This window comes from Mesorhizobium sp. M00.F.Ca.ET.216.01.1.1 (assembly GCF_004010325.2).
Taxonomy (GTDB): domain Bacteria; phylum Pseudomonadota; class Alphaproteobacteria; order Rhizobiales; family Rhizobiaceae; genus Mesorhizobium.
Map to the genome: position 1 here is coordinate 422,661 of NZ_SADR02000002.1, position 17,794 is coordinate 440,454.

The following is a 17,794-nucleotide window of genomic DNA, read 5'->3' on the forward strand; positions in this document are numbered from 1 at the left end:
GAGAATGTGCACTTAACTTGATAATCGAGCCGGGCCATTGCCATTTAATGTGAGACTCAGCCTCAGCAACGTGGCGGCATTGCATTTGCTGAGGACGGCGGATGAACTTCAAAGAATGCACGGCCTTCGCGCTGATACGATGGCAGTTAACTTGAGAACCCGAGCTACGCCTTTCTCACAATTAACAGCACAATATGACTGAAACGACCGCATTCTCGCAATTAACTGCCAAGCGACAGGTCGACCGCCGGGCGCCTTTGCTCGATATGCCTGACTAAAAAAGCCCGCCGGCCCGAACGAGATCACCCACGCGTCGTCACCTTCAGGTCCTTTTCGGTCACGGCGCTGGAGACGAGCGGCCGCGCAAGAATGAGGTCGACGAGTTGCCGCAGCTTCGAATGTGCCCGCCGGCCGCGCAGGCGGCGCCCCATCTGCTCCCGCGCGAGCATCAGCCGATCGTGTCCCTTCACGGCGACGGCCGCTTCCGTGACCCCTTCCAAAACCCGATCAGCCGCGCCGTCCTGTCGCGGGCGCGCCGCCTTCTGGCGAAGAACATCGATTTGTGCGCGGCCACCGCGTCGGCGACGCCGCTTCGGAGCCCCCTCACTCAAGGCCGCCCGCGCCGGCTATGCGCGGGCGTCATTCGGAAGTTTTTTATTTGCGGGGATTTCCGATTGCCTAGGCCAATCAGGCGACCTTGAGATCCTTCATCGCTTTCTCGTAGACGTCTTTGATCGGCTTGGATACATCTTCGGCGGCTTTGGTCGCCGCCGCCTGAAACTCCTTGCCCTGCTCGACGGTCTTTTCCACCTGCTTGCGCAAGAAGGCAGTCTGTAGTTCGATGAACTCGGAGGGCGACTTCACGGCAACCAGGGCTTCGAGGTGAGAAAAGCTGGCCTCAGCATTTGCGCGCAGCGCGGCGATCGTCTTCAGCGACAGCTCATTGCTGGCGGTCTTGGCTGTTTCGAAGGTTGACTCGAGAGCCTTCTGGGTCGTCTCCGCGCCGGTCGTCAATTTCGATAAGGCTTCTTTCGACTGCTCGACGCTCTTTTCGACGACAGCGCTGAACTGATCGGTAGCCTTGGAGACGTCAACAGTCGGGAATTCAGCGTTCTCGATGATTTCAGCAGTTTTATCAGCGGTCTTGGCCATAGTTTTTCCATCCTTTTTCGATGGACGGCCTTTTACAAAAGCCGTCTCGTTCATTTAGGAAACTGACGTTACGGCATCTAGAGTGCATTGCAACATTTTTGTGCGCCGCACCATGCCTTTTGGCCTATTCATGACCTGCCCCGGACCCGAGAACGCGACGTCGAAACCGAGGCTCGCTTCATGAAGTAGGCTCGGCAAGAACGGCGTCGCCCGAATGCCAGCGGAGGCGAGGCGCAATAGCATGATGCTGCATGATCTGGATTTGCCGGATAGCAAGTTCGGGTGATTCTACATGACCCCCCACGCCCGGTAGCGCCCCCGGCCCGTCACCTCGCGGATGCCGAGTTCGGCGACCAGGTCGAGCGTGGCGCGCTGGCTGATTTTCAGCTCGGTCGCGATCAATCCCGCCGAGACCACCGGCAGCGCCACAACGAGCTCGACCAGCGCCGGCAGACTTGAGTTTTTTCGCCGGTTCCTGAGCCGGCGCTCCATCTGGCTTTTTGCCATCACCAGCCGATCGAGTTCCTTGAGCCCGGCCGCGGCGGCCTCCGCAAAAGCGTCGAGCGCGGCCAGCAGCCGGGTGGTCCGGTCGCGCGCCCGCGGCCGTTCCCGCGGAATCATTCTCAGTCCGGCATGAATGCAAAAAAGATGTGAGCCGACCTTGCCGCGCGCCCTGAGCAGCGCGGCGACCAGCAGATTGCCGAGCCAGTGCTGGTGCTGCAGCGGTTCGATGTCTTGCCAGACGTCCCAGGCGACCGCCGCGGCCAGCACCGCCGGCATGTTTTCGCCGCGCAGCCGGTCGACCACCGCCAGCCAGTCGGCCAGCCGCTGGTCCTCGTCCCAGTCGAGGTCGCGGATCAGCGGCCCGAGACTGTTCGGCAAGGCGTCCCGAGCTTGTGCCCCCTGCCCTGCCGTGTCGACGTCCGGGCTGTCCGCCGCGCGCGGCGCGAAATTTTCGCCCGCCAGCAGCCGGCTGGAGCGGGCCAGCACGGCATCGATCTCGGCCAGTTCCTCGGCCAGATCGTCCTCCTGGTCGGTGTCCTCGGAAAGGCTTTCGCCGGCGGTTTGGTCCGCCCCACCGGCAGCCGTCGCGGCATCGTGTCGGGAGCCGGCCCGTGCCGCGCTCGCCCCGTCGCCGCCCTGCCCTTCACGGCCGCGCAACGCCAAAATGCCAACGCGAGAAAGCGCCCAGTCGAGCGGGTGCAAAAGAATCCGGCGGCGGGCGCGCAGCACGGCATGGGCCCGGGTGAGCTCGTGGGTCGGAGTGCGGATGTCCATGTGGGCGTCGTGCAGGACGAGGTCTTCGATATGGACGAGCTCGCCGTCGAGCCACAGCGCTGCGGCAGCGTCGGCAAAGTGGCAGCGTGCAACAAAACCGTCGCTGACCGGGCTTTTGGTCACGCGCTCGTCGAGGCGGGCCAAAAGGTCTTCGTGTCGCTTTTACTTCCCGATTTCAAACAGGGAAAAGTCAGGTGTTGTTTAGGTTTAGGCGCTACGACAGCCCCGATTTTTCGCTAACGATTTCACTGACTGCTCGATTTGCCACACCGATTGCACAACCGCAAAGCCGCACCCGGCACGTCGCATTCCGACGAAGCATGGTCGGCGGCACGTCGTCTCGCTCGCGAGCTCGGGCCGCGGCCGAGCTGCGCCTCGACCCGCCAAGTCTACAATCTGCTGGCGCGCTACCGCAACGATCGGACCGTGACGTCGCTGCTGCCCCAGTTGGATGGCAGCCGCAAGAAGCGCCTTGATCAAGGCATCGAGGCGATCATTGCGACGACGTTGCGAGAGCAGTGGCTCGTGCTGGAGGCTCCGCCGCTCGCTCCCGTCGTGGCCGAGATCCGCGCTCGCTGCGAAGAGGCCGGCTTGGCCGCTCCGTCCTATCTCACGGTCGCCCGCCGGATACCCGGGCTGTTCAGCCCCGAGGAGATCGCGAGGAAACGGTCCGCCAATCCGAAGCATCTCCAGCGGCTCAAACCGCGGCCAGGATACATCCATGCGGCACGCCCGCTCGATGTCTGCCAATCGATCACACGCCCACCGACATCAACTTCGTCGAGGTCGTCGACGGCGGCGGAACGTTCATCGGCCGGGCATATCTCACGATCGTCACCGACGTGGCCACCCGCTGCATTCTTGGCTTCTGCCTCACCCTCGAGAAGCCGTCGGCGCTGTCGGTCGCGCTCTGCCTGGCGCACGCCATGTGTCCAAGGGAGGCATGGTTGGCCGCGCGCGGCATCGAGCATGGATGGCCGATGTTCGGTCGACCACGGTCGCTCGTCACCGACTCAGCCAAGGAGTTCAAAGGGAATGCCTTCCAGCGCGGGTGCGAGGACTACGGCATTCGGATCCACTACCGGGATCGCGGCCGCGTCCACCAGGGCGGCGTGGTCGAAAGGCTGCTCGGAAAGCTCAACGCCGTTCTTGCGACGCAGCCCGGCTCTACGGGCAGATCCGTGGCGGACCGCGACGAATATCCCGCAGAGCGCCGAGCCCGTCTCTGCTTCGCCGATCTGGAGCGATGCGTCGCGCTCGCGGTGATCGACCATAACCTTCAGCAAAACGCGAGGACATTGAAGGTGCCGGCGACAGAATGGAACCGGATGGCGCACGATTTGCCCCGCTTCGACGATGATCCTATACGGGTCTTGCTGGCATTCATGCCTGGGACGGAGAGGCGCATCTCGCCGCAGGGCGTCAGCATGTTCGCGTTGGACTATTTTTCACCGTGGCTGGGCAGCCTCGTCCCGCAGCGGGACCGGCTCGGCCGGCTCGAGGTGCGATACGACCCTCGCGACATCAGCCACATCTACATCCGGGATCCCGACACACGAGAGTTCCGGCCGGTGGCGAGAAGAGACGGGATCACCACACCGACGACGCTATAGGAGCACCAAGGTGACCGTGCTCATCGAGGTGCCGCAAACGCCCGATCGGATGTAGAGAAGGTGACGCTTCGCCGCCGGATCGCGGAAATAGCGGGTGGGCAGAAGCCTTCAAAGGCGGCCGTGCGCGATGCCGTCCGTCGAGCACACGCGGCCGAAGCGCCCAAACCCTATGATGCGATGCGTCCGGCGACGCCAGCGCCTGCCGAGCATCCGATACGTCAGAAACGCCGTCTGCCGGTCGAGGATTGGTGACGTGGTGGACCATCTGCTCGACCACGTTCGCCCGGTTCTTGACCGCAGCATGGAAGAGCGGATCGCCTATATCCAGGCGCCGCGATGGATCGGACATCAGGTGGCAGTCCAAGCGCATGAACGCCTTGCCGGCCGACCTAGAAGGGCGAGATGCCGCTTTCAAAAGCGATCGAGCAATTCCGATTCGCCTACAGCATCCGGCCAGGCATTACGAGCATGCAGCAGCTGCCGGGCGCGCCCCCGTTGCCGATCATCGGCACGGAGCTTGGCGTCATGTTCGAACGGGCCTTTGGTCGAGAGGGTTTATCGAATGGCCGGGCCGGGGCGCGCGATTGGGCGGCCGCGCTGGTTGCGACCGATGCACACTCGCTTGCCCTACGGCGTGGTGCGACCCGGAGCGACCAGAGACAAGCGATCCCGCATTATGCACGAGTGGCACTTGGGACTTCTTCACGACGCCATTCCCGATTTGATCCGCAAGTGGGAAGCACATATTGGAGTTGAGGTCCGCGGCCATACGTCGGCGCCTACAGATAAGCGGTCGTGTGGGCGCATTCTACGCATTCTAGGGCGCCGCACGTTAGGTTCAGCGCTCCAAATTCAAATCGAAGGAGACGCAGCGCTTCGTCGTTGGAAATGTCTGCTGGCCAACCACAGGCCGCAGCAACCGAGGCATCGAGCACGCGGTGCGCCTCACTCAGCCATTCCGGCTGCTCGTTGTAGGTGCCGCAGGGTTCGGCGAGCGAGCACGCGAGTGCCCGCCTCGTCTTTGGGCAGCAAGCGACCTGGGCAGCCCGGCAGGATCTCTGTTACCGAAATGATCATGTCACTTGGGTAGAGCCACTCATTGCGCAAGTGATTCAAGCGCGCGGCCGCTGTCTTCTCTCCGCGGCATTGGAAGAAACAGTCTAACTTTTGATGCCGTTGTTCGACCTACCTCGCGCGACGTTCCTCGGCGGCATAGTGCGGTACACGGTTCGCCCGTGATGCACAAAATAGCGTCCGGCCCTCACCTGGTCGCATGCCTGCTGCCGGTTGCTCCTTTGAACAAAATGGCTGACGGCAAAGCCGCCGACTCAACTGTCGCTGCGAGAGACCAGCGTTTGCGTCGTCGACGACGCTGGAAGGTCTGTCTTCCAAGGGAAAGTCAAGTCCGATCCGGGAGCACTGACCGAGTGCTCCGCAAACGCGCACCTCATGCCCATGCCCGTTCTTACGTAGCAAATAACCCTCGCATAATGAATGCCTGACTAGTGTTTTGCATGGTTGACGGCGGCTAAGCGACCACAACCTTGTATATTGAAAGTTCGAATTATAAATTGCAGGGATGATGATGATTGCACGGCGCGCCCACAAGCTGGTCGAAAAGGCCCTTGCCCGTCAGGCTGCCGTGGCCCTGATCGGGCCGCGGCAGGTGGGAAAGACCACGCTTGCCCTTCAGATCGGCGAGAATGGCAATGCTCTGTATCTCGATCTGGAATCGCGCGCCGACCGCAGCAAGCTTGCCGATCCGGTTCTGTTTCTCCAGGCCTATGAGAATCGTCTGGTGATTCTCGATGAGATTCGCCGTGTACCGGAGCTGTTCCAGGACCTGCGGGGCCTGATCGATCAGGGGCGCCGGTGCGGCCGCCGTACCGGCCGCTTCCTACTTCTCGGTTCCGCCTCGATGGATCTGCTTCGACAATCAGGCGAGAGCCTTGCAGGGCGGATCGAGTATGTCGAGATGGAGCCACTCGATGTCCTCGAGGCCGCAGAGAATATCGAGAGTATGAACAGGCTATGGGTGCGCGGCGGGTTTCCGGAAAGCTTTCTCGCCGAGTCTGATACAGAGAGTTTTGCATTTCGCAGGAACTTCATCCGCACCTATCTTGAGCGGGACGTGCCGCAGTTCGGTCGCCGCATCCCTGCGGAAACATTGGAGCGACTGTGGACGATGCTCGCACACAGCCAAGGCACGCTACTCAATGCCTCAAAGTTGGCATCCGGCCTTTCGGTCAGCGCTCCGACGGTGACAGGCTACATAGATCTCTTGGTTGATCTCCTTCTGGTGCGGCGTTTGCGTCCCTTTCACGCAAATACAGGCAAGCGGTTGGTAAAGTCTCCGAAGGTCTATGTTCGAGATAGTGGGTTGGTCCACGCCCTGCTCGGTATTGACGACTACAATGCGCTGGCCGGACACCCTGTAGTCGGCGCTAGCTGGGAGGGGTTTGCAATCGAAAACCTCCTCGCGGTAGCGCCCCCACGGACTATGCCAAGCTTTTATCGCACGGCCGCCGGGGCGGAAATCGATCTCGTTCTTGAGCTTCCAGGCAAGCACGGCATATGGGCGATCGAAATCAAGAGAGGCCTCACGCCCGCAGTAAGCAAAGGCTTTCATGTCGCAATCCAGGACTTGAGCCCGCGCCGATCCTTCATCGTTTATTCCGGGATAGACCGATACCCGATTTCCGAAGATGTCGAGGCGATTGGCATCAGGGAGATGGCCTCAATGCTGGCCGACTTGTCACGGTCGAACGAGGATCACTGAATGAGCCACTCGAATATCTGAAGAGAAACGCGTCTTTATTTCCTACTCGCATGATTCTGAGCCCCACAAGGAATGGGTTCGAAGCCTTGCAGAACATCTGATGAAAACGGCATCGACGTCGTGCTCGACCAGTGGAGCGTTGAACTCGGCGGCGATTTGCCAGCCTTCATGGAGGGGGCGGTCAGGGACATCGGCCGCGTTCTCGTAATCTGCACTGATGCCTACATTCAAAAAGCAGCAGGGGATCGGGTGGCGTCGGCTACGAGATGACGATTGCTACCGCCGAGATTGTGCGAAATCATGAGAATCGGCGCAAATCATCTCCATCGTTCGTGGAATCGCCGGTCAGGAGAAAATGCCGGAGGCCAGCATCTGATGACCCGACCTCTTTCCAATGATCTTCGCGAGCGGGTGGTGTCGACGAGGTTTTCTCAGACAACAGCAGCCGAAGGCCTGATCGTTATGGCCGGTCGGCTCGCCAACCGAGCCGCGACTCGATGCGGCGCGCACTGGTTTTGACCATCGTAATCAGATCGGGGTTCTTCTGCTTCAGCTTCACATCCGGGACGACGATCGAGATCGTCGCACGGCAGGCTCCTTGGTTGTCACGGATAGGAGCCGCAATGCAGGCAACTGAAAAGTCAGATTCACCAGCCTGGATCGACAACCCCTGCTCCAGTGCTGCCGCGGCCGCCCGAGCGAGCACATCCTTGTCCGTCTCGGCGCGTCCGGTCGGAGAGGCGATCGCGGATCGGGCGAAAATGGCGCGGCGTTCGGGTTCCGGTAAATGGCCGACAAGCAGCCGGCCCGACGCAGTCCAGTTCAGCGGCGTCCGGGTCCCGACGCGAGACGTGACCTGGAAATGATCTTTGCCCTCTTCCATTGCAAGCACGACCATATGGTCGCCGTCACGTCCGCACAGCTGGATCGTCTCTTTCGAACTCTGGGCCAGTTCGTGCATCTCCTGCGTTGCCACGTTGAGCAGGTCCAACGTGCGAGCATAAGTCAGGCCGTACTGGTAGAGCCGCGGGCCCAGCCAGAGCAGGCCGCCGTCCTTGCGGTCCAGCAGTTCCTTTTCGACCAGATCCTCGACTATGACGTAGATCGTCGACAGCGGGGCGCCAATGTCATGCGCAATCTCATATGCAGTTGCTGGCCGCCCCTGCTTTTGCAGATAGTCGAGTATTTGCAGCGCACGGTCGATACCGCTGGTGCGCGAGCGGCGGGGTTCGCGTGCGCCTTCGGCGGGGTTCAGGTCAAGGTCGGGCGCTATCGTTGGCATGGCAATTCTCGGGACTGGTTTTGCGTGCACTGTAAGGCAGCCGGGGCATTTACCACAGCCACCCTCAATCCGGCCAGTTGAGGATCGCGGCCTCGCGGGCCATGAGACGCTCGTTCAATGGTGTGGCGATGATCGCATTCGACTTGCGCGCGACATCAAGCTCCTCGGCAAGTCGTGCCGCCACGACGAACTCTTCGTCAGGATGCAAGTTGCATGGGTCGAGTAAGAAATAGCCGTGCTCGACTTCATGGTCGCGGACGATCACAGGCTGGTTGCCTGTGGCCAGCCGGTCGGCCAGATCCCAGGCCGTAATGCGGGCTTCGGCGGCATCGACCGACACCTTCAAGCGATCGAGCGGATTGCCGGTCGGGTCGGGTACGATGGCGGCGGTGACGCCAGGCCGCCCCTCAAGTGCTTGCGCCCAGCAGGCGAGTGCTCGGCGTTCGCGCGCGCGGATACCGTCATGATCACGCGTTTTCCAGGCCTGGAGAGCAGCGAGCGTGCCGACGATGCCTTCCTTGCCGACCTTCATGCCGCGACCGATGCCCCGGTTCTGCAAATAGACGTCGCGCACCCGCGCCTTCGAGCCTGCGACGATGCCGGATGTCGGGCCGCCCAGGAATTTGTGACCCGAATACAGCACCAGATCGGCCCCGCTGGCGAGAAAGCCGGTCAGGTCGTATTCGGACGCCGCGTCGACGATGACCGGGATTCCGCGTGCGTGAGCACCTTGCACGAATATCTCAAGCGGGATTTGCCCATACTCGACGACATGGTGCGATACGACATAGAGAGCGGCAGCCGTGCGCACGGTGATGGCGCCAGCGAGCTGATACGCCGAGGCGCTGGTCGCCTGACCGACCGGCACGACCTTGGCGCCGGCGAGACGGATCGCCTGTTCGATCGGCGCGCCATAGCTGACCATGTGGCCGGCCTGGATGACGACCTCGTCTTTCAGGCCGGCAGCATCCGGCAGCCGTTCGACCGCGGCAAGGTCCGGGCCGGTCATGCTGGCCGCCACGGTCAGGCTGATTGCGGCGGAACAAGACGCGGTGATGAACCCGGCCTCCGCGCCCGTCAATTCGGCGATCACCGCGCTGGCCTTGCGATGCAGATCGGCCATTTCGACAAACTCGGTGAGAATGCCGGACACAGCCCCCACAGCCGCGGGAACGACAATGGAGGCGCCGAGCGAGGTCATCGTGCCCGAGACATTGATGACGGGCCTCAGGCCCAAGTGGCTGCGGATATCGTCGACAGGCATGGTCTCGTGCTCCGGCTATTGGTGATCCGAACAATCGATGGCAATGACGGCTTCAATCTCGACGCTGATCCCGCCCGGCAGTGAACCGTGGCCGACCGCAGAGCGGGCATGGCTACCGCGCTCGCCGAAAACGTTTATGAGCAGGTCCGAGCAGCCGTTGATCACCGCGGGGTGGTCGGCGAAATCCGGCGTAGCGTTGACCATGCCGAACAGTTTCACCACACGCCGCACGCGGCGCAGATCGCCGAGCGCTGCGTGCATGACAGCAATGAGGTTGATGCCGGTCAGCCGCGCATGGGCATAGGCCTGATCGACCGTCACGTCGGCACCGACTTTTCCCGTATAGACCCGGCCGTCGGCCTCACTCGGCCCCTGGCCGGACAGGAACAAAAGCTTGCCCTCCTGCACATGTGTGACAAAATTGGCGATCGGCGGCGGTGCCTCGGGCAGCGTTATTCCAAGCGCCAAAAGCCGGTCGTAGGGCGTGCTTTCCGGTCGCTTCTTGAGCTCGGAAAAAGTCATATACAAACTCCAGTCAAATCGTTTTTTCGTTGTGCCGGATGCAGGCCACGTGATGCCCGCCGCCGATATCGTCGAGGGGCGGAATGATCCCGGCGCAAGCGGCAATTGCCTGCGGACAGCGGGTGCGGAAGACACAGCCGGAAGGCGGGTCTATCGGGCTTGGAATATCGCCATGCAAGGCGACGTAGGTGCGCCGGCGCGTCGGGTCGGGCACGGGTGCCGTCGCCAGCAACGCCTTGGTGTATGGGTGCCGCGGCGCGGCATAGAGAAGACGGCTCGGACCACGCTCCATGACGCGGCCGAGATACATCACCACCACGTCGTCGCAAAGGTATTCGACCACCGACAGATCATGCGCGATGAACAAGAGTGTCAGGCCAAGCCGCTTTTGCAACTCGCCGAGCAGGTTGAGCACCTGCGCCTGCACCGACACGTCAAGCGCCGAGACCGGCTCGTCGGCGACGACGAATTCCGGCTCGACGGCGAGCGCGCGCGCAATGCCGATGCGTTGGCGCTGGCCTCCGGAGAATTCGTGCGGATAGCGCGAGGCGTGATCAGGCGACAGGCCGACCAGCGTCAGCAGTTCGGCGACCCTGTCGGCGCGACGCTTGCCTCGCGCAAAGCCGCGCGCGTCGAGTGCCTCGCCGATGATGGCGGCAATGCGCATGCGCGGGTTGAGGCTGGAGAACGGGTCCTGGAACACGATCTGCAGCTTTTGCCGGTAGCTGCGCATCTCGCGTGCGGATAGCGAAAAGAGATCGACGCCGTCGTAAAGCGCCTTGCCTGCGGTCGGCTCGACCAGCCTGAGGATGGCGCGCCCGGCGGTGGTCTTGCCGGAGCCGGACTCACCGACCAGCCCGACCGTCGAGCCGCGTCTGACATCGAAGCTGACATCCTCGACAGCATGGATGATGCGGCCATTGCGGGCGGGAAAATGCTTTGTCAGGCCCTGCACGCTGAGCAATGGCGCAACCTCCGCACGATCGGCTATCACCGCGGCGCTCACAGCTCTGCGCTCCTGATGCAGCGGGAAGCGCCGTGCGGCCCGGCCGGCATCAATGGCGGCGGTGCCGCGCGACAGGGCGCAATGGCGAAGTCACAGCGCGGCTCGAAGGCGCAACCCGGCGGAAGCGCGGTGATCGGCGGCACGCTGCCGGGAATGGAATAGAGTGCCCGGCGTTCGCCATCGCCAGCGATGTCGCGCGCGGCATTAGGCGTACAGGCCAGCAGCCCCCTCGTGTAGGGATGGCGCTGGTGCGCAAACAGATCGTTGACCGGAGCCTGCTCGACGACACGGCCGCCATACATGACCACGACATCATGGGCGATCTCGGCGACGACACCGAGATTGTGGGTGATGAAAAGGATCGACATGCCCATCTCGACCTGCAGGCGACGCAAAAGATCGAGGATCTGGGCCTGGATGGTGACGTCGAGCGCCGTGGTCGGCTCGTCGGCGATCAGCAGCGACGGATTGCAGGCGAGTGCCATGGCAATCATCACGCGCTGGCGCATGCCGCCGGACATCTGGTGCGGATAGTCGTCGAGGCGCGAGACGGCGTCCGGAATCTCGACATGCTTCAACATGGCGAGCGCACGGCTGCGCGCTTGCTCCCGGTTGACCGGCTCGTGCAGCACGATCATCTCGCTGATCTGGTCACCGACCGTATAGAGCGGGTTGAGGCTGGTCATCGGCTCCTGGAAAATCATTGCGATTTCCCGGCCGCGTATCGTGCGGAATTCCTTCTGGGTAAGTCCCGCGAGGTCGTGGACGTGCTGCTGCCGGTCGCGGAACAATATCTTGCCGCCGGCGATCCTTCCGGGCCGCGATACCAGACCCATGATCGACAGGCTGGTCACCGACTTGCCGGAGCCGGATTCCCCGACCACGGCCAGCGTCTTGCCGCGTTTCAGGTCGAAGGTGACGCCATCGACCGCCTTGGCGACTAGACGGCGGGTCTCGAACCAGGCCCGCAAGTCCCGAACCGACAAGATGACATCGCTGGCGATCGCGTCAGTCATGATTTCCACCCGCAATGCGGGCAGACGTGCACGCTGCCCGCAGAACCTTCCGGCGGCAGGTGGCGGTGGGCAACGATCGCCTCGGCACCAAGGATGGCGTGGCGCGGCTCGAACAGCCGGTGCAGCGTGCTTGTCGCCCCTTGCGAATCCTTGACGGTGAGGTCGGCGTCGACGAGGTCGAACAAGGTGAATTCCGCTGGCCTGCCCTTTTCCAGCAGCCCGTCGCAGGGCAACCGAATGGCGCGGCGCGGTGCCGTCGTAGAGGCTGCCACCACATCCTCGAATGCCATGCCGAGAGACAGCAGCTTCGACATGGTGGTTGCCATATCCCACACCGCCCCGTCGAGCGAGCGGTTGTGCAGATCGGTCGAGATCGTCTTCGGTGGCAGACCGCGCTCGAGTGCCGCCTTGGCGACATCGAAGGAGAAGGAGGCGCCGCCATGGCCGACATCGAGCACAATGCCGCGCTGCGCCGCGTCCTCGGCGAGGCGGTAAAGATCGTCGTCCTCGATGATCGAGCCGCCAGCCTTGCCGTTGAAGCAATGGGTGACGATGTCGCCTTCGCTCAGCAGGCTAAGAACGTCGTCATAGAGTGGCGGCGGCTCACCGACGTGCACCATCAGCGGCAGCTTGAGGATGCGGCCGAGCTTCTTAGCCAGCCGGACCGGCGTCAAATCCCAGCCGCCGGTAATGATGTGGCTGGCGCGCACTTTCAATCCGACGATGACGTCGCGGTTGGCCTCGACTGTAGCAATGGTGCGGTCGATATCGATCGAGCGCATGTCGATCAGCTCACTGACACGGTTGCAGGCGACGAGGCCGATCGAACCTATGTTCAGGAAGGCGTATATATTCTCTCGCGCCGGCTCCATGATGAACTCGCGAAAGCCGTGGAAATTGGCTTCGCCGGCCGAGCCGGCATCGACCATCGTGGTGACGCCGCGAGCGGCGCCACATTGCTGCGGCCGCAGCGAAATGTCGGTGCCGCCATACCAGACGTGGACGTGGAGGTCGGTCCAGCCGGGCGACAGGAATGCGCCGTTGGCCTCGAGCATCTTCACATCGTCGCCGGCGGCGATGATCGAACCGGTTTCGGCGATACGGCCATCCTTGCCGATCAGCACGTCGATTGTCTGACCAAAGCCGCCGCCGAAGCCGACCGGCTTTGCGCCCCTGATCAATAGCGGCCTTTCGGTTTGGGACGAGCGATTGCCGAACATCAGATGTCCTTTGCCAGACGAGGATCGAGAAGGTCGCGCAGGCCGTCGCCCACAAGCTGCAGCGACAGCACGGTGACGACGATCGCGGCGCCCGGAAACATCATGATCCAGCCGGCCTGATCCATGTATTGACGGCCGGTGGCGATCATCGTGCCCCAGGTCGGGATATCGGGCGAGATGCCGACGCCGAGGAAGGAGAGGCCGGCCTCGGCAAGGATGGCGTTGGCGAAGATGAAAGTTCCCTGCACCAGCAATGGAGAGGTGACGTTGCGCAGGACGTGCCGCACCAGGATGACCGGCGTCGGCACGCCGAGTGCGCGAGCCGCCTCGACATAGGGGAGTTCGCGAATGACCAGCGTCGAGGCGCGCACGACGCGTGCCAGCCGCGGCGCGTAGACCACGCCGAGGGCGACGACGACATTGACGGCGGTAGCGCCAAGTGCCGCCACCAGCGCGATTGCGAGCAATATGTCGGGAAAAGCCATCATGGCGTCGATCAGCCGAGACACCGGCGCGTCGAGCGTTCTGAAGAAGCCGGACGTCAGTCCCAAAACCACGCCGATGATCGAGGCGAAGATGACGACGGCAAAGCCGACCGTCAGCGACGTGCGCGCGGCGTAGAGCATGCGGGTCAAGATATCGCGCCCGAGATCGTCGGTGCCGAACAGGTGGTCGAGGCTCGGCGGATGCAGCCGGCTGGCAATGGAGAGTTTGGTCGGCGCGTAGGGGGCGATGACTGGCGCGAGGATGGCGGCGAGCACGATGATCATCAGCACGGCAATGCCCACCGCTGCCGTCGGCCGGCGCATCAGCCGCGAAAGCATATTGGGCTCAGCTTGCAGCGGCACCGAGATCACGGCCATCAGTAGCGCACCCTGGGATCGACAACCAGATAGAGCATGTCGATGGCGAAATTGACCAGGACGTACAGCCCGGCAATAACCAGCAACGCACCTTGAATAACCGGATAGTCGCGCCGCAACACCGCCGAGACGACCAAGCTGCCGACGCCGGGCAGGCCGAACACCGTCTCGGTTACCACCGCACCCGAAATCAGCAGTGCGGCAGTCAGGCCGATGACGGTGAGGATGGGGATCAGCGCATTCCTGAAGGCATGCTTTAGCACCACACGCCATTCGCTCATGCCTTTGGACCGGGCGGTCCGCACATAATCGTCATTGAGCACGTCGAGCATCGAGGCACGGGTAAAGCGGGTGATCAGTGCCGAGCTTACGAGGCCGAGCGCCAGCGCCGGCAGCACCAGATGGTCAAGCCGGTCGGCAAACGAAGCTCCCGGTCCGCCATAGCCGGACGTATCGAACCAGCCGAGTTTCACAGCGAAGAACTGGATGAACAAGAGGCCAAGCCAGAAGCTGGGTACGCTGGCCGCGAACATGGCAACGGTCGTCGCCGCCTGGTCGAAGACAGAGCCGCGCTTGTAGGCCGACAGGATTCCGACCGGCAGCGCGATGAGCGTCGCGATTACCAGGGAAAAGACGGTGAGGAAGAAGGTCGGTTCGGCGCGCTGGGCGAGCGCGGTGGCGACCGGTTCGCCCAGGAAGATCGACTGGCCGAAGTCGCCCTGCACGACATCGAGAATGTAGCGCACGAACTGTTCGAGAATTGAGCCGTCGAGCCCGAGCTTGGACCGTAGCGCGGCGATATCGGCAGCCGTGGCCTCTGGTCCCAGCATGACCGCCGCCGGGTCGCCGGGCGTCACCCGTACGATGACGAACACAATCGTCACGACCAGTGCCATGACCACGATCATGCCGAGAAGTCTGTTGAGGATCGAGCGCAGCATCGGCGTTCATACCATACCTGAGCAATCATCGAGCGGTTTGCCGGGTGCCGGCTTTGTCGGCCGGCACCCGGCCGCCTGTCCCCGGGTTGAGGCAACAGACGGGAGGAGCCGTCTCAGTTGCCTTCCAGATAGGCGTTCCAGAAATAGGGCCATGGCGCCGGCGTCACGCCTTTCAGCTTGGATGCCTGGGCAGCCAAGGCGTTGAAGTCGCCGACCTTGAAGGCTGGAACCTCGTCGTAGATCGCCTTCTGGACATCTGCGAACAGCGCGACGCGCTTGGCCGGATCGGGTTCGGCATTGAAGGCCTCAAGCACCTGGTGCTTGCGATCCGAGACCCACCAACCCGGCGAGGAATCCGACATGATGCCGGTCAGCGACGGCTCGGGCAGGAACGGACTGTGGGTGATGTAGATGTCCCACAGCGCCGGGTCGGTGCGGTTCTTGGTCAGTGTCGCCCATTCGACCACGTCGAGTTGAACCTGGAAGCCGGCGGCTTTCAGATACTCGGCCGCGACCTGCGCCATCTTGTAGTGGAATTCGTACTGGCGGCTGGTGAGGATGCGCAAAGGCTTGCCGTCATAGCCGGCTTCCTTCAGCAGCGCCGCTGCGGCTTCGGTGTCGCCATCTGGCTTATAGGGCTCGGTGCCGGCATCGGTGTGCCAGGCAAAGCCTTCGGGATACATGTCGCCGTCGGCGGCAAAGAAGTCTTTCGAGCCGAAGGCGGCGAGCAGCATGTCGTTTGGCGCCAGCGCCGCTTGTATGGCCTTGCGTATGCGAATGTCGGAATTCAGCCCCTGCTTGGTGTTCAGGACGAATACCGGCCAGCCGAACGGCTTCAAGATGACCGGTTGGGTCTTGCCGGCGGAGATCTTGTCAAAGGACTCGACCGGCACTGAGTCCACATAGGCGAACTGGCCGGCGACCGCGCCTTCGACGCGGGTGTTGGCATCGGGAACCGGCACGAAGCGGATTTCGTCGAGATACTGCTTTCTGGCGCCACCATAGCCGTTGGGTTCCCCATCGCGCGATTTGTAGCCGTCGAACCGGGCAAGCTGGATGTACTGGTCGGGCTTGCGGTCCTTCAACATGTAGGGGCCGGTCCCGACGAAGCTGGTCAGCGGCTCCTGCCCGGCGTTCTCAGACGGAAGGATGATCGCGGCAGCATTGTTCAGCGACAGCAGCGACAAAAGCGGCGCGAACGGCTTTTTCAGGGTGATCTTGACGGTGTTGTCGTCGACGGCGTCGACCGCGGCAATGACTTCGGCCGCCTGCTTGCCGCGCGTGGCAAGCTTCATCCAGCGCTGCAGCGAGGCGACCACGTCAGCCGAATTCATGTCGCTGCCGTCGTGGAACTTGACGCCGGTTCTGAGCGGGATGGTGTAGATAAGGCCATCTGCCGAAATCTGCGGCATGTCGGCGGCCAACAGCGGCGTGATGCCCCAATCCTTGTCGAAGGTATAGAGCGTCTCGTAGATGTGCTGGGTGACGATGCCAACCAGATCGGCGGTCGAGGCCATCGGATCGAGCGTCGGCGGCTCCCCGATGGTCGCCACGTCGATCACTCCACCTTTCGCGGGCTCGGCCCATGCAGCTCCCGTCGCCGGCAGCATCAGCGCGGCGAGCGAAGCGATGATTTGCAACAAGCGCTTCATCTTGGTTCCCTTCGTTTATTCCATAATATTGGAATATATATCTTAGTTACGGATCAAGTAACGCATTTGAAAAAGATAACGTCAAGCTCTTTCCTTCCATCGGAAGTCGCGGTGATGGGCGTCTTGGCGCTGACAAGGGCGTAGTCAGCCATGCTGTTCGAGGCCCGCCAGGTGAAGGTCGAAATCCGCCGGCTGCCTGATGGTCGAGCTGGCATCGTCAGACAGCGCGCCGAGCGAAATCCGAGACTTAAGTTGCATCGGCAACGCTGTGAACGCAGGGCCACCATCGCTTGTGGACAATGTCCGATATCGCCCTTCCATTTCTTGCCTGAATGTCAGGGACACACCAGCTGCCCCCTCCGGGGACCGCGGATCATCCAGCCTCACAGTTGGACATGCACGGCAATCGAATTGCGCTCCACGAGGTGGGCCGCCAGGACAAGGTGCTGGAAAGGTGCCGTGCCCCCAGCTAGCCTCTTCAAAGCAGCTCCGCCGCCGTCGCTCCGATCAAATGCGCTGGCTGCGCGATAGCTGTGATGCCCTGAGCTACGAACTGCATCCAATCGAGATCGTCGAAGCAGACCAGCGACACGTCTCCTTTTTCGGGGTTGTGGCCAGCGCTGCGCAAGCAGCTCCCACCAGGGCTGCGCATCGACATCAGGCGGAAAGGCTTGCAGCGGCCGGGAACTTTCGAGACGCTATGATCCAGACTTCGGCCGCACGGCTTTGAATCCGGGTTAACGGATTGAAGGTTGGAGGATTTGTTCGAGGTATTTGTTGTTTCTTGCAGCGCGCTTTCGGCGCAGCTTGATGCTTCGCTTGTCGTCGATTGATCGCACGAGGTTCAGGGCGAAGTGGCGGACGACGGCCATGTTGGCGGGGCCGTGTCCGGTGCGGCTTCGGCATTTGTCCTCGTTGAAGGTGACGTCGAGGACCCAGTGCAGCGAGTTCTCGATGGCCCAGTGGCTTCGGATGGCAACTGCGGCCTGCTTGGCGGTGAGGGCGCGCGAGGCGACATAGAAGCGGCGATGACGGCTGGTCACGCCGTTTTCGTGGGTGGCGGCCTCGACCATGACGATGGCGGCGACGCCGGGCAGGCGGTACTCGCCGGGGAAGCGTCGTTCGCCGGCCAGCCAGTCGACCTGCGTGGAGATGGCGACGCGTCGTTCCTCGATGCGGCCGTGGCCTTTGTCGGTCTCCTCGCAA

15 protein-coding genes and 2 pseudogenes are annotated in these 17,794 nt (G+C 62.5%); 3 read left to right on the plus strand and 14 right to left on the minus strand.

The annotated features are described in order from the left end of the window. Window positions 1-302: 302 nt before the first annotated feature. From EN859_RS04880 to EN859_RS04890, 3 genes are all read right to left on the minus strand, one after another. On the minus strand, window positions 303-470 hold the full coding sequence (locus EN859_RS04880) for a helix-turn-helix domain-containing protein (RefSeq protein WP_245525476.1): 168 nt from the start codon (window positions 468-470) through the stop codon (window positions 303-305). Between the two features lie 217 nt (window positions 471-687). After that, window positions 688-1,152, minus strand: coding sequence for a phasin (locus tag EN859_RS04885; RefSeq protein ID WP_127851775.1), 465 nt, complete (start codon window positions 1,150-1,152; stop codon window positions 688-690). Window positions 1,153-1,440: 288 nt separating this feature from the next. Then, complete coding sequence (locus tag EN859_RS04890) at window positions 1,441-2,574, minus strand: RHE_PE00001 family protein (protein WP_127851776.1); 1,134 nt, start codon at window positions 2,572-2,574, stop codon at window positions 1,441-1,443. 117 nt (window positions 2,575-2,691) lie between these two features. Between EN859_RS04890 and EN859_RS04895 the strand changes: the two are divergent. The 3 genes and pseudogenes from EN859_RS04895 to EN859_RS04910 all read left to right on the plus strand — a co-directional run bounded on the left by EN859_RS04895 (window position 2,692) and on the right by EN859_RS04910 (window position 6,822). Continuing rightward, a pseudogene (locus tag EN859_RS04895) lies at window positions 2,692-4,295 on the plus strand (transposase family protein). A gap of 1 nt (window position 4,296) precedes the next feature. Continuing rightward, window positions 4,297-4,425 (plus strand): annotated as a pseudogene (locus EN859_RS39080) (NTP-binding protein); the annotation flags it as partial. A 1,197-nt stretch (window positions 4,426-5,622) separates the two neighbouring features. Next, window positions 5,623-6,822 carry an ATP-binding protein gene (locus EN859_RS04910; protein ID WP_348632912.1) on the plus strand — a complete coding sequence of 400 codons (1,200 nt, stop codon included), beginning with the start codon at window positions 5,623-5,625 and terminating at the stop codon, window positions 6,820-6,822. Between the two features lie 460 nt (window positions 6,823-7,282). On the opposite strand, the gene EN859_RS04920 is transcribed toward EN859_RS04910, so the two are convergent. The 11 genes from EN859_RS04920 to EN859_RS04970 form a co-directional block, all read right to left on the minus strand. After that, window positions 7,283-8,104 (minus strand): IclR family transcriptional regulator, encoded by an 822-nt coding sequence (locus EN859_RS04920; protein WP_127857102.1) that lies wholly within the window; start codon window positions 8,102-8,104, stop codon window positions 7,283-7,285. A gap of 64 nt (window positions 8,105-8,168) precedes the next feature. After that, complete coding sequence (locus EN859_RS04925; protein WP_127857101.1) at window positions 8,169-9,368, minus strand: aminotransferase class V-fold PLP-dependent enzyme; 1,200 nt, start codon at window positions 9,366-9,368, stop codon at window positions 8,169-8,171. A 15-nt stretch (window positions 9,369-9,383) separates the two neighbouring features. Further along, a complete protein-coding gene (locus EN859_RS04930) occupies window positions 9,384-9,890 on the minus strand; it encodes a RidA family protein (protein WP_127857100.1) in 507 nt (168 codons plus the stop codon). A 13-nt stretch (window positions 9,891-9,903) separates the two neighbouring features. Then, window positions 9,904-10,896 carry an ABC transporter ATP-binding protein gene (locus EN859_RS04935; protein WP_245525477.1) on the minus strand — a complete coding sequence of 331 codons (993 nt, stop codon included), beginning with the start codon at window positions 10,894-10,896 and terminating at the stop codon, window positions 9,904-9,906. Next, window positions 10,893-11,912, minus strand: a complete 1,020-nt coding sequence (locus tag EN859_RS04940; RefSeq protein WP_127857099.1) for an ABC transporter ATP-binding protein — start codon at window positions 11,910-11,912, stop codon at window positions 10,893-10,895. Before EN859_RS04940 ends, EN859_RS04935 begins: the two co-directional genes overlap by 4 nt. After that, window positions 11,909-13,132, minus strand: a complete 1,224-nt coding sequence (locus EN859_RS04945) for an amidohydrolase/deacetylase family metallohydrolase (protein ID WP_127857098.1) — start codon at window positions 13,130-13,132, stop codon at window positions 11,909-11,911. The genes EN859_RS04940 and EN859_RS04945 overlap by 4 nt, the downstream gene beginning before the upstream one ends. Then, window positions 13,132-13,995 (minus strand): ABC transporter permease, encoded by an 864-nt coding sequence (locus EN859_RS04950; protein WP_127857097.1) that lies wholly within the window; start codon window positions 13,993-13,995, stop codon window positions 13,132-13,134. The genes EN859_RS04945 and EN859_RS04950 overlap by 1 nt, the downstream gene beginning before the upstream one ends. Then, the gene (locus EN859_RS04955) at window positions 13,995-14,936 is read right to left on the minus strand and encodes an ABC transporter permease (RefSeq protein WP_127857096.1); all 942 of its coding nucleotides are present in this window, start codon (window positions 14,934-14,936) and stop codon (window positions 13,995-13,997) included. The genes EN859_RS04950 and EN859_RS04955 overlap by 1 nt, the downstream gene beginning before the upstream one ends. A gap of 113 nt (window positions 14,937-15,049) precedes the next feature. Continuing rightward, entirely contained in the window at window positions 15,050-16,546 is a 1,497-nt protein-coding gene (locus EN859_RS04960) for an ABC transporter substrate-binding protein (RefSeq protein ID WP_245525481.1), read from the minus strand. A 520-nt stretch (window positions 16,547-17,066) separates the two neighbouring features. Next, window positions 17,067-17,216 (minus strand): substrate-binding domain-containing protein, encoded by a 150-nt coding sequence (locus EN859_RS04965; protein WP_189501716.1) that lies wholly within the window; start codon window positions 17,214-17,216, stop codon window positions 17,067-17,069. Window positions 17,217-17,325: 109 nt separating this feature from the next. Beyond that, on the minus strand, window positions 17,326-17,794 hold a 469-nt coding region (locus EN859_RS04970; RefSeq protein ID WP_135913521.1), incomplete at its 5' end, for an ISAs1 family transposase.

Coding starts and splice junctions, on each gene's coding strand:
- EN859_RS04885 (WP_127851775.1), bottom strand. CDS start 1,152: ATGGCCAAGACCGCTGATAAAACTGCTGAAATCATCGAGAACGCTGAA.
- EN859_RS04910 (WP_348632912.1), top strand. CDS start 5,623: ATGATGATGATTGCACGGCGCGCCCACAAGCTGGTCGAAAAGGCCCTT.
- EN859_RS04920 (WP_127857102.1), bottom strand. CDS start 8,104: ATGCCAACGATAGCGCCCGACCTTGACCTGAACCCCGCCGAAGGCGCA.
- EN859_RS04925 (WP_127857101.1), bottom strand. CDS start 9,368: ATGCCTGTCGACGATATCCGCAGCCACTTGGGCCTGAGGCCCGTCATC.
- EN859_RS04930 (WP_127857100.1), bottom strand. CDS start 9,890: ATGACTTTTTCCGAGCTCAAGAAGCGACCGGAAAGCACGCCCTACGAC.
- EN859_RS04940 (WP_127857099.1), bottom strand. CDS start 11,912: ATGACTGACGCGATCGCCAGCGATGTCATCTTGTCGGTTCGGGACTTG.
- EN859_RS04945 (WP_127857098.1), bottom strand. CDS start 13,132: ATGTTCGGCAATCGCTCGTCCCAAACCGAAAGGCCGCTATTGATCAGG.
- EN859_RS04950 (WP_127857097.1), bottom strand. CDS start 13,995: ATGGCCGTGATCTCGGTGCCGCTGCAAGCTGAGCCCAATATGCTTTCG.
- EN859_RS04955 (WP_127857096.1), bottom strand. CDS start 14,936: ATGCTGCGCTCGATCCTCAACAGACTTCTCGGCATGATCGTGGTCATG.
- EN859_RS04960 (WP_245525481.1), bottom strand. CDS start 16,546: ATGCTGCCGGCGACGGGAGCTGCATGGGCCGAGCCCGCGAAAGGTGGA.